This is a genomic window from Polaribacter filamentus (genome assembly GCF_002943715.1).
GTDB lineage: Bacteria > Bacteroidota > Bacteroidia > Flavobacteriales > Flavobacteriaceae > Polaribacter > Polaribacter filamentus.
Window position 1 is genome coordinate 317,393 of sequence record NZ_MQUA01000004.1, and the last position, 11,922, is coordinate 329,314.

Here is an 11,922-nt window from a genome sequence, read left to right on the forward strand (position 1 = left end):
ATGAATAAAAATGCATTAATCATTATTTTAAGTATGTGCCTTTTATGCATCAATTGTAAAGATGATGGAATCTCAATGGATGAATTAATCTTTGACCCTGATATTAGCACAAGTAAAATAGACCTTGGAGGACAAGTAGTTTGCACAGATTATTCAACAGGTGTTAAATCAAGACTTTGGACATTTCCTGGAGGTTCTCCAGCAACATCAACAGATGAAGAAGTAAGTGTTTCTTTTAGTAAAGAAGGCCCTGTAACTGTAAAAGTAGAAGTTACTTTTATAGATGATTTTACGGAAACAAAAGAGTTTGTTATTCAAGTGGGTAATGAATTATATCGTAGAAATATCTTTGGTTTTGAAGACGCTACAGCAGCAACTGAAGCTTGGGGTTTTTGGGTTTCTGATGATAGCGATGCTATGGTTTTTTCAGTTGAAAACACTACACAAGGTGGAGCTAATAATACTGATGGATTTGCAAAAATTACAATTAATAAAGCAAATGTAGAATCACAATTATACACAAAAGGGAATACAGAGCCTTTTAATGGAATTTTAGAAAGTAATAAAACATACGAGTTTAGTTTTTATGTAAAAAGTGATGATTTTGATCAATTTACTGCTGCTGAAATTTCTAATGAAAATGAGGTGCAATCTTGGTATAATTTTGCTTGGTACAGTCCTATCAGAGAAATTAACAGCGATTGGTCATATAAAACAGTCACTTTTCAAACAGGTGATTTAACACAGACCTATGCTGAAGGTTTTGCAAACAATGCTTTCACTCAATTCAAGTTTCTACAAAATGGAACAGGGGTTTTGTATATAGATGAAATATCGCTAAAAGAAATTCAATAATAACAAAACTGGAGGGCACTTAATTTATAATTGATTGCCTTACTTTTAATTCTAACCTTTAATTAATTTATCATGAAAACAAAAATTACAATTCAAAATTTTGCAACAACTGCATTAATTGCATTGATGCTGCTATTTGGTTTTAATGCCAAAGCGCAAACACATGTTTACAATGATGCCACGGCTTCGGGTATTTTTATTGACGGTGGCTCGGAAGTAACAAACCCAGTATCAGATGGAGTAAATTCTAGTACTACTTGTGCTCAGTCTGGAACTGAATGGCAGAAAATAGAATTTTTTCCTACCTATACTCCTGTGAGTGGAGATAAACTTTACTTTTCTGTATATAACCCTAATAGCGTAACGGCTGCTCAAATTAAATTTGATTATACATCTGGTAGCACTGAGGTGTGGGGAGGAAATGTAACATATGAAGCTGGTGCAACTTCTGGATGGGTAGAACACAGCCTTGATCTTACTGATCATGTGGGTACAGAAATTAATAAAATATGGTTATATGTAGCAAGTGGAGAGGCAAACTCTGCTTATGTTGACAACGTTTATTTTCATACAAATTCAGTGTTAGGTTCAGGATCATCGGAAACTGATGTTTACAATGATGACACACCTTCAGGTATTTTTATTGATGGTGGTTCGGAAGTAGCAAATCCAGTATCGGATGCTGTAAATTCTAGTACTACTTGTGCTCAGTCTGGAACTGGGTGGCAGAAAATAGAATTTTTTCCTACCTATACTCCTGTGAGTGGAGATAAACTTTACTTTTCTGTATATAACCCTAATAGCGTAACGGCTGCTCAAATTAAATTTGATTATACATCTGGTAGCACTGAGGTGTGGGGAGGAAATGTAACATATGAAGCTGGTGCAACTTCTGGATGGGTAGAACATAGTCTTGATCTTACTGATCATGTGGGTAACCAAATTAATAAAATATGGTTATATGTAGCAAGTGGAGAGGCTAACTCCGCTTACATTGACAATGTTTATTTTCATACAAGTTCTGTAATTTCTGCCCCAAGTACGCAAACTTATTTCTATCAAGAAGCAGTAGAAAATGGAACCATCTGGCATAATGGTGTTACAGATATTAGTAACCCATTATCAGACAGTGTAAATCCAAGTAGTATTGTCCTACAAAATGATGGTACAGCTTCGTGGCAAGAAACGCAATTGTTTCCTAGTGCATATACAATACAATCAGGTGATAAATTTTATATTTCTTTTTACAATCCAAATAGTGCAGCAAATTGGCAATTAAGAATGGATTTAAGTACAACTGGTTCATTTACCCAAATTAGTGGTGGTGATCCAGCTCACGATTCAAATACATCTTCTGGATGGGTAGAGGTAAGTTTAGATTTATCTTCTTATGTAGGTGAGAGCATTTCTAAAATCCAATTATACCCTGTTGCAGGAGAGAGTATTTCTATCAGCTATGATAATATTTATATCAGTTCAGCATCTGTATTAAGTACTTCGGATTTTCTTAAAAATGAAAGTAAAGTTTTTGTTGGTGCTAATGGTATTGTGAATTTTTCTAAAGTACAAGAAGATGCTACATTATATATTTTTGATGTAAAAGGTGCTTTAATTTTAAAAGAGCAAATCAATGGTAATTCATCTAAAAAAGCTTTAAATAAAAAAGGACTTTACTTCATCAAACTAAAAAATAATTTAGGTTTTAGTAATCATAAAGTACTATTCCATTAATTTTCGATTCCTATTTGATTAATTAAGTAAAGCTCATCAAAATGTTGAGCTTTACTTTTAAATACAAGAATATTCTTTAAAAAATGAGATCTAAAATTAACCTAAAAATTATTTTTTTCCTATCAATTACGCTATTTATTTCTTGCAAATCAGATAATGATAGTATTGTTAAATATGATAGTTTATTTGATGATAATTTAATCTCAAATAAAAGCTTTTTAAAAGTAGATTCGCTTAAACTTCAAAAATTAAGTGATGACCAATTTTTAGAAAGAATTCAGTATGATTACACAAAAGATATTTTAAACAAAAAAGAAGATTCTATCATCGTAATTGAAAAAGACGGTTATAGAATAAACTTATTTGCAATTGGAGTCTATAACGGATGGTTTTCGAGAGAAAAAGCATCAAAAAAAGTACTTTCATACCTACAACAATATGAAAAAGCAAAGCATATAAAAGGCTTTTTCCCAAGATCTTTTAGTAGAAAAACTGGCGATTTTATTCCCGGCAAAAAATATTACAATTTTGGGCAACCCTATGATGTAGTTGGAACAGCATTTATGGCTACTTCTTTAAAGTTTGTCATAAGACAGTTCTTTGATAAAAAAAATGAAATTGAAGTTGAAATAAGACAATTATGTGATATAATATGCAATAGAATAGATTGGGATTTTGCCTATAGAAAAGACAAGAAATGTTTTACTTGGTTTAAAAATGGTAAAGACGGAACCTTGTTTGACGGTAAAGATTTGTTAGGAGAAATGGATGAAACCTTTTTTATACAACTATTAGTATTGGGTTCAAAAAACTGGAGTTATGGCAACGAAGCATATAAAAATTATACTTCAAAAATTTTTGTTGATACTCAATATGGTTACCAATATTTTTCTACCAAACAATACGATTATAAGAATTCAAAACAATTTACAGGAATCACAGTTAAGAATCCAGAAATCTTAAAACTAGATAATTATCCAATTGCAAAATTAGGCTATTTAGTGCAATCGCATATCTGGTTTGATTTGGCTAATTATAGAGATTCTATCTGCCAGGTTTATAATATGGATTATTTCCAAGGAGTACAAAATGCTGTGAAAGCTCAAATAAAATATGCTCAAATCAATCCAGGGGAAAATAAATTATATGGAGATGTGTGGGGTTTTTATGACACCTATTCACCTATTTCTAAAAAATGGATGGTTACTGGTTTGCCAGCAGAGGGAGATTATGATGAAGGTACAATTGCAATTTCTGCGGTAATGAGTGCCATAAATTTTCAACCAAAAGAGAGTATTGAATGTTTGAGGAAATTATATTCAGAATTCAACAATATTGGTATATACGGAAAAGAGGGCTTTATGATGAGCGTAAATACCAATACCAGAGAAATTGCAAAAAATCCAGATTATTTTTTTCAACCTATTAATGTTTTATCAATAGAAAATTATAGATCTGGTTTGTTGTGGGAATTGGCTAAAAAAGCTCCAGAATACCATATTGCTTTTAAAAAAGCAGGTTTAAAATATCAAAAATAAATACCAAAATTTAAAAAAATGAAAACAATTAAATTTTTAGGGTTTCTACTATGTATTTGTTGGCAAAATACTGCTCAGAATAACATACCACATTTAGCAAAAAACGGAAATGCAACACAATTAATGGTTGCTAATAAACCTTTTTTAATGATTGCTGGAGAAGTTCATAATTCATCTGCCTCAACCATTGAGTATATGACACCACTTTTTCCAAAGCTTAAAAAAATGAATCTAAATTCAGTTTTTGTTACACTAGCTTGGGAGCAATTTGAGCCAGAAGAAGGAGTTTACGATTATACCTTGGTAGATGCCATCATTGAAAACGCAAAAAAAAATGATTTAAAAGTCTGTTTACTTTGGTTTGCCAGTTGGAAAAATGGCGAATCTAGCTATACCCCACTTTGGGTAAAAAAAAATACCAAACGCTTTTTTAGAGTAAAAACCAAAGAAGGCAAAGAAATAGAAACGATGTCCCCTTTTTGTGAAGCCACAAAAATTGCAGATGCCAAAGCCTTTGCTATTCTTATGAAGCACTTGAAAGAGGTAGATACAGCCCAAACGGTTATTTTAATGCAACCGCAAAATGAAGTGGGCATGTTTCAAGATATAGACTATAATAAAGTTTCTTTAAAACTATTCGAAAAAAAAGTACCTAAAACTTTAATTAGTTATTTAAAAAAGAATAAAGCTCATTTAGATGCGTATGTTAAAAAAGCTTGGTCTATAAACAACTACAAAACAAAAGGGACTTGGAAAGAAGTTTTTGGAGATACACCAGAAGCCAAAGCGTTTTTTACAACTTGGCAGTATGCTACCTATATCAATTATGGTGCAAAAACTGGTAGAGCAGCATACAACCTGCCAATGATGGTTAATTCTTGGATTGTACAGAGACCAGAAGACCTGCCAGGTGTGTATCCAAATGGTGTCCCTGTATCTAGAGTCATCGATATTTGGAAAGCTGCAGCACCAGATATCGATATACAATCTCTTGATATTTATTTATCTAATTTCAAAGAAATAGTTGCGATGTATGATAGAGATGACAATCCGTTACTAGTTCCAGAATCTAAAGCTGAGGTTAGTAGAGCTTTTTATGCTTTTGGTGAGCATGATGCCATCTGTTTTTCGCCTTTCGGAATTGAAGATGCCGCCGATAATTTTGTATTTACAAAGTCTTATGAGCTTTTAAATGAAGTACAACATCTCATTAAAAAAATATAAAGGTACGGGTAAAATGAGAGCTGTTCTTCAAGAAGGAAATAAGCAATACAAAGATTTATATATGGGTAATTATAAAGTTAAGGTAATGTATGAAAAACTTAATGAACCTTCTTTTGGTATTATAATTCAAAAAAATGAAAATGAATTTATTATTATTATTGGAATGAACTTATCTATTTATTTTGAATCAGAAATAAAAGATACTATTGGTTATATAGTTCAAGTATTAGAAGGTCGGTATGAAAATGAAAAATGGATAACAACAAGAATGATGAATGGTGTCAAATGTTGATGGAAATGGCTTCGTATCATATAATTCTTACGTGTCTAATCAAGGCTCCGAGGCTCATGGATCAGTAAATTTAAATGAAGTGATTCAAATTTCTCCGGCACAATATGGCGCTGTTTTAACATATCCCTTTTTGCTTGGTGCTTCTATGACTGCTTTAGGAGAATACGGAAAAACAGGGTATTTTCATTCATTCCTCAGATTTCCAGACGATATAAGAATGAAAGAATTACCTGGGGGTTTAAATGACAAATGGGCACCCAATTGGGAAAGGTTTGATATAAATACGGCTGCTATAGCAATGGCAATTGAGCAGGTTCAAGACAATACGATATCAAATTTGATGCTTTCAGATTTAGATTTTAAAACAGCATTAGAAGAATTGATATTAAACACACAGTTAAATACTTTATCAATTGAGAAAGAAGAAGTTGAGGATGGTAGTTTAATACGAGTTTCTGTCTACCCCAATCCATCAGAAGGAATATTTACTATTGAATTACCTTCTTCACCTTTTGGCGAAGTGGATAGTTTTCAGGTTATAGATTTATCTGGTAATATTGTATTTACTAAAAAAATAGCTGCTAAAAAAGCTCAAATAAAAATTGATTTAAGGAATTATGCTTCAGGGCTCTATATTTTGAGGTTATGTTTTGTAAATAAAGTTCAAACAGTCCTTCTGGTAAAAAAATAGTAACGCCGCAAATCTATAAAGTGATTACTTATAAGAGATAAAAAATGAGTTGAATGATAAAATTATTATAAATTATATAAGGCAAAATAATAGAATCCATAAAGGAATAGTTTTTCTTTTTGTACTAACATCTGTAATGAGTTGTAATCTTTTTAAAACAAAGGAAAAATTTGAAAAGCGTCCTAATGTTATATTGTTTCTAGTGGATGATTTAGGCTGGCAGGATACGTCTGTTCCTTTTTGGATAGATACTACAAGAAATAATAAAGTTTATCAAACGCCTAATATGGAGAGATTAGCTAGTAAAGGAATGAAGTTTACACAAGCTTATGCTCATAGTGTTTGTTCTCCTTCACGAGTTAGCTTGATGACAGGAATGAACCCTGCCAGACATCGAGTAACAAATTGGACACTCGAAGAAAATACTAAAAGGGATGTTGAATTAAGACACCCTACCCTCGTCTTTCCTGATTGGAATGTAAACGGAATAAGTCCTCAGAAAGGAATAGCAAATAGTATATACGCCAAGGCTTTGCCAAAAATATTAAGCGATAATGGATATAGAACTATTCATTGTGGCAAAGCTCATTTTGGTGCAATAGGAACACTTGCAGAGAATCCTACTAACATAGGTTTTGATGTAAATATTGCTGGTCACGCAGCCGGTGCTCCTGCTAGTTATTTTGGAGAAGATAGCTTTGGGACGGAAAAAAATAAAATATGGGGAGTTCCTGGTTTGGAAAAATATCATCATACAGAGACCCATTTATCTGAGGCTTTAACACTTGAAGCAATTTCTGCCATGAATCAGTCTCTGGATGATAAACAACCTTTCTTTTTATACATGTCTCATTACGCAGTGCATACACCACTTCAAGGAGACTCACGTTTTGTTGATAAATACATCCAAACAGGAATGGATGATATTGAGGCCAACTATGCTTCAATGATAGAAGGTGTTGATAAGAGTCTGGGAGATCTGTTACTTTTTTTGGAAGAGAAACAAATAGTAAATAATACTATCATCCTTCTGATGTCTGATAACGGTGGGTTGTGCAACACTCCTCCTAGGGGTGGTATACCCTTTAAACACAATGCACCTTTGTCGAGTGGCAAATCATCAGCAAGAGAAGGTGGGATAAGAGTGCCCATGATAGTTAGTTGGCCCGGACAGATCAAAATGAATACGACTAATGATGCACAGCTGATTATTGAAGATTTTTTTCCAACGATTTTGTCAATCGGACAATGTGAATCATTTGAAATACCTCAGGTAGTTGATGGTGAAAGCTTTCTTCGTTATCTAAAAGATCCACTTGCTGATAATCAACAAAGAGAGCTGATATGGCATTATCCTAATGATAATGGTAATCCTGAAGGACATGGTTTTGGTGCATATAGTGCTATAAGAAAAGGGGATTGGAAGCTTATTTATTATCATAAAGATTCTAGTTTTGAGTTATTCAATCTTAAGAATGACATTGGAGAAAGCAATAATTTGATCAATTCTGAACCACAATTGGCAACTGAATTGGCAGGGCGATTGAGTGATTACTTGATAAAAGTAGAAGCACAAATGCCTAGACGTAAAAAAGATCAAAAATTAGTGGCTTGGCCCAAGGAGACATTAGCAATATAAGCTTTTTAAAATATGAAAACACAACAAAAAGCAATACGATTTATAAAACAAATAATCAATTAATAAATATCTAAATCATAATTAAAACTTAAACCTATGATAACATTTACAAAACATTTCAAAAAACCAGCGCTAAAATTGACAATCTTATTTTTGTCAGTCTTTTTTTATGCAACCTCTTATGCTCAAAATAGCATTCCCCATCTTGAAAAAAAGGGACGTCAACACAACTTATCGTTAATGATAACCCTTTTATAATGATTGCAGGTGAAGTTCACAATTCTTCAGCTTCAACTATTGAGTATATGAAACCTTTGTTTCCAAAATTAAAGAGAATGAACCTAAATTCAGTTTTTGTTACACTAGCTTGGGAGCAATTTGAACCCAAAGAAGGTGTTTACGATTATACCTTGGTAGATGCCATTATTGAAAACGCAAAAAAAAATGATTTAAAAGTCTGTTTACTTTGGTTTGCCAGTTGGAAAAATGGCGAATCTAGCTATACCCCACTTTGGGTAAAAAAAGATACCAAACGCTTTTTTAGAGTGAAAACCAAAGAAGGCAAAGCAATAGAAACCATGTCGCCTTTTTGTGAAGCTACAAAAATTGCAGATGCCAAAGCCTTTGCTATTCTTATGAAGCACGTGAAAGAGGTAGATACAGCCCAAACGGTTATTTTAATGCAACCGCAAAATGAAGTGGGTATGTTTCAAGACATCGATTATAATAAAGTAGCACTCGACTTATACGAAAAAGAGGTTCCAAAAGCATTAATCACCTATTTAAAGAAAAACAAAAAACATTTAAAAGATTATGTCCGTAATACTTGGGCTAAATCTAAATTTAAAACAACAGGTACTTGGAAAGAAGTGTTTGGAGACACACCAGAAGCCAAAGCTTTCTTTACAACTTGGCAGTATGCTACATATATCAATTATGGCGCAAAAGCAGGAAGAAAAGCATATAATTTACCCATGATGGTGAATTCTTGGATTGTACAAAAACCAGAAGATCTTCCTGGTATGTATCCAAATGGGGGACCTGTCTCTAGAGTTATGGATATTTGGAAAGCAGCTGCACCTGATATTGACATTCTATCCCCCGATATTTACCTTTCTAACTTCAAAGAGATTATCGCTATGTACCATAGAGACGATAATCCTTTGTTAGTGCCTGAATCTAAAGCTGAGGTTGGTAGAGCTTTTTATGCTTTTGGTGAGCATGATGCCATCTGTTTTTCGCCATTCGGAATTGAAGATGCTGCAGATAATTTTGTATTTACAAAGTCTTATGAGGTATTGAATGAAGTACAACATTTGGTGAAAAAATATCAAGGCACAGGAAAAATGCATGCAGTTCTTCAAGAAAATGGCGATACTTACAAAGATTTTTATATGGGCGACTGGAAAGTAAAAGTGATGTATGAAAAACCAAATGAACCTTCATTTGGTATTATAATTCAAGAAAATGAAAATGAATTTTTAGTTATAGGTATGAATATGTCAATATACTTTTATTCAGAAGTTAAAAACTCAATAGGTTATATAGGACAAGTCTTTGAAGGAGGGTATGAAAATGAAAAATGGATAACTACTAGAATGATGAATGGTGATGAAACCTATCATAATTCAAGGTTAAGAGTTTTTGGTAGAAAATTTAAGACAGAGAAAGATATTGTAAAAATCACAAAGAAAGAAGGAGAACCAGATGCATATTCTCCTTCCACTAAAGAGGTAATTACTACTCCAGGTATTTATAAGGTAATTACATATATAAGGTAATAAAAAAACAAAAATCAATTAAATGCAAATACTAACATTTTTAGGGTTTACTATTTTAGTCGCAGTAATCTCATATTTAGCCACAAGAAAAACAGCAGAAGATTCATCAGACGGTTATTTTCTTGGAGGCAGAAGTTTAACTGCAGGTGTAATAGCAGGTTCATTATTACTAACCAATTTATCTACAGAACAAATTGTAGGCTTAAATGGTGCTGCTTATACAAGTGGATTGTCAGTAATGGTTTGGGAAACATTAGCTGCTATTGCTATGGTGGTTACGGCATTGTTTTTATTACCAAGATATTTAAAAGGGGGTTTAACGACAGTTCCAGGTTTTTTAGCAAAACGTTTTGATGTTACTACAAAAACATTAACCTCTGTTTTATTCCTTTCTGGTTATGTAGTGGTTTTACTACCTGTAATTTTATATTCAGGTTCTTTGGCCATAAGTGGGATGTTTGATATTCCGACATTATTAGGAGTTACCCACACAGAATCTATTTGGATTTGTGTTTGGGGTATTGGAATTATTGGTTCTATTTATGCTGTTTTCGGTGGTCTAAAAGCGGTTGCAGTATCTGATTCTATCAATGCAATTGGATTGCTAATTGGTGGTATTTTAATTCCGATATTTGGTTTAATGATGATTGGTGACGGAAGTATGCTAGACGGTTTAAGTGTCTTAACTTCAGAAAATCCAGAGAAGTTTAAATCAATGGGTGGCGCAAATGATCCTGTGCCATTTTACACCATTTTTACAGGAATGATGTTGGTACAGTTATTTTATTGGGGTACAAATCAGCAAATTATTCAAAGAGCGTTGGGTGCTAAAGATCTCAAAGAAGGTCAAAAAGGGTTGTTATTGGCATCTTTCATAAAAATACTAGGGCCTTTAATTGTGGTTTTGCCAGGATTAATAGCCTTTCATTTATTTGAAGGAAATTTAGAAAGTGCAGACAGTGCGTATCCAGAATTGGTAAGAAAAGTATTGCCAAGTGCTTGGGTTGGTTTCTTTGCGGCCGTGTTATTTGGTGCGATATTAAGTTCTTTTAACAGTGTTTTAAATAGCTCTGTAACCCTTTTTGGTATTGATGTTTACAAACAGCACATGAACAAAGAGGCAGATGAAAAAAAGGTTGTAAAATACGGAAAAACATTTGGTGTTATTTTGGCAATTGCAGCCATGTTTATTGCCCCTTTAATAGCAAATGCAGGCAGTTTGTTTGATTACTTGCAAAAGATTAACGGTATTTACAGCATTCCTATTTTAACCATTATTATTGTGGGTTATTTGACAAAGTACGTACCTGCAATAGCAGCAAAAATTGGTTTGGTTTCTGGTTGTTTACTTTACATTGTCTATTTATTGATAGATATATATGCTCCTGCAACATTTTCTAGCCTTCACTTTTTAGATATTATGGCAATTTTATTTGCGCTGAATGTTGCAATTATGTTGCTGATCGGAAAGATAAAACCAAGAAAAGAGCCGTATGTTCAAGTATATACAAAGCAGGTAGATATTACTCCTTGGAAGTATGTAAATATTACAGGGTTAATTATATCGTTAATTGTAGTATTAATTTATATTTATTTTGCTTAAAATGAAACAAAAAATATTGGTAACAGGAGGCTGTGGTTATATTGGTTCTCATACAGTTGTAGAATTGATCAAAAATAATTTTGAAGTACTTATTATTGATGATTTATCAAATTCAAATAAAGAAACAATATCAAATATTCAAAAAATCACAGGCGTAAAACCAACATTTTATGCCTGTGATTTAAAAGAGATTCATAGGGTAAGAAATATTTTAAAAGAGAACAAAGATATTGAAGCTACCATTCATTTTGCAGCATACAAGGCAGTCACATCAATTTATTACAACCCAAGAGTTTTCGGTGTATAGTAATATTAAACAGGAGGTGGTAGAAGAATATCTTATGAAAGTTTCTTAAGCAAGTAATTGTTTTTTATTAGCACCCTATTTAGCACCCTAAAAATAAAAAACCCTATAAACATTACGTTTACAGGGCTTTTAAGTGGTACCTCCAGGAATCGAACCAGGGACACAAGGATTTTCAGTCCTTTGCTCTACCAACTGAGCTAAGGTACCGTGCCTTAGCGGATGCAAATATAAAATGTTTTTTCATATCTGCTAATGAAATTT

At 32.8% G+C, this 11,922-nt stretch carries 9 protein-coding genes, 1 tRNA gene and 1 pseudogene; 10 read left to right on the forward strand and 1 reads right to left on the reverse strand.

Going from position 1 to position 11,922, the window contains the following annotated elements:
- The 10 genes and pseudogenes from BST83_RS01405 (at nt 1) to BST83_RS01450 (ending at nt 11,661) form a co-directional block, all read left to right on the forward strand.
- Nucleotides 1-855 carry a carbohydrate binding domain-containing protein gene (locus BST83_RS01405; protein WP_146092088.1) on the forward strand — a complete coding sequence of 285 codons (855 nt, stop codon included), beginning with the start codon at nt 1-3 and terminating at the stop codon, nt 853-855.
- A 72-nt stretch (nt 856-927) separates the two neighbouring features.
- Entirely contained in the window at nt 928-2,586 is a 1,659-nt protein-coding gene (locus BST83_RS01410) for a T9SS type A sorting domain-containing protein (protein WP_104808249.1), read from the forward strand.
- Between the two features lie 83 nt (nt 2,587-2,669).
- The gene (locus tag BST83_RS01415) at nt 2,670-4,124 is read left to right on the forward strand and encodes a glucoamylase family protein (RefSeq protein ID WP_104808250.1); all 1,455 of its coding nucleotides are present in this window, start codon (nt 2,670-2,672) and stop codon (nt 4,122-4,124) included.
- An 18-nt stretch (nt 4,125-4,142) separates the two neighbouring features.
- On the forward strand, nt 4,143-5,348 hold the full coding sequence (locus BST83_RS01420) for a GH35 family beta-galactosidase (RefSeq protein ID WP_104808251.1): 1,206 nt from the start codon (nt 4,143-4,145) through the stop codon (nt 5,346-5,348).
- Nucleotides 5,317-5,640: a DUF5597 domain-containing protein gene (locus BST83_RS01425; RefSeq protein WP_104808252.1), complete on the forward strand. Its 324-nt coding sequence runs from the start codon at nt 5,317-5,319 to the stop codon at nt 5,638-5,640. Before BST83_RS01420 ends, BST83_RS01425 begins: the two co-directional genes overlap by 32 nt.
- Nucleotides 5,624-6,331 (forward strand): T9SS type A sorting domain-containing protein, encoded by a 708-nt coding sequence (locus BST83_RS01430; RefSeq protein WP_104808253.1) that lies wholly within the window; start codon nt 5,624-5,626, stop codon nt 6,329-6,331. Before BST83_RS01425 ends, BST83_RS01430 begins: the two co-directional genes overlap by 17 nt.
- Before the next feature lie 49 nt (nt 6,332-6,380).
- Nucleotides 6,381-7,970 (forward strand): sulfatase, encoded by a 1,590-nt coding sequence (locus BST83_RS01435; protein WP_240614589.1) that lies wholly within the window; start codon nt 6,381-6,383, stop codon nt 7,968-7,970.
- 221 nt (nt 7,971-8,191) lie between these two features.
- Nucleotides 8,192-9,751 (forward strand): annotated as a pseudogene (locus BST83_RS01440) (GH35 family beta-galactosidase); the annotation flags it as partial.
- A 22-nt stretch (nt 9,752-9,773) separates the two neighbouring features.
- Complete coding sequence (locus BST83_RS01445; protein ID WP_104808256.1) at nt 9,774-11,354, forward strand: solute:sodium symporter family transporter; 1,581 nt, start codon at nt 9,774-9,776, stop codon at nt 11,352-11,354.
- A 1-nt stretch (nt 11,355) separates the two neighbouring features.
- Nucleotides 11,356-11,661 (forward strand): SDR family NAD(P)-dependent oxidoreductase, encoded by a 306-nt coding sequence (locus BST83_RS01450; RefSeq protein ID WP_104808257.1) that lies wholly within the window; start codon nt 11,356-11,358, stop codon nt 11,659-11,661.
- 134 nt (nt 11,662-11,795) lie between these two features.
- On the opposite strand, the gene BST83_RS01455 is transcribed toward BST83_RS01450, so the two are convergent.
- Nucleotides 11,796-11,868: transfer RNA gene (locus tag BST83_RS01455), tRNA-Phe, on the reverse strand.
- Between the last annotated feature and the right edge of the window lie 54 nt (nt 11,869-11,922).

What these genes read in the sequence shown, in the direction of transcription:
- BST83_RS01405 (WP_146092088.1), top strand. Translation starts at nt 1, where the DNA reads ATGAATAAAAATGCATTAATCATTATTTTAAGTATGTGCCTTTTATGC.
- BST83_RS01410 (WP_104808249.1), top strand. Translation starts at nt 928, where the DNA reads ATGAAAACAAAAATTACAATTCAAAATTTTGCAACAACTGCATTAATT.
- BST83_RS01415 (WP_104808250.1), top strand. Translation starts at nt 2,670, where the DNA reads ATGAGATCTAAAATTAACCTAAAAATTATTTTTTTCCTATCAATTACG.
- BST83_RS01420 (WP_104808251.1), top strand. Translation starts at nt 4,143, where the DNA reads ATGAAAACAATTAAATTTTTAGGGTTTCTACTATGTATTTGTTGGCAA.
- BST83_RS01425 (WP_104808252.1), top strand. Translation starts at nt 5,317, where the DNA reads ATGAAGTACAACATCTCATTAAAAAAATATAAAGGTACGGGTAAAATG.
- BST83_RS01430 (WP_104808253.1), top strand. Translation starts at nt 5,624, where the DNA reads ATGGTGTCAAATGTTGATGGAAATGGCTTCGTATCATATAATTCTTAC.
- BST83_RS01445 (WP_104808256.1), top strand. Translation starts at nt 9,774, where the DNA reads ATGCAAATACTAACATTTTTAGGGTTTACTATTTTAGTCGCAGTAATC.
- BST83_RS01450 (WP_104808257.1), top strand. Translation starts at nt 11,356, where the DNA reads ATGAAACAAAAAATATTGGTAACAGGAGGCTGTGGTTATATTGGTTCT.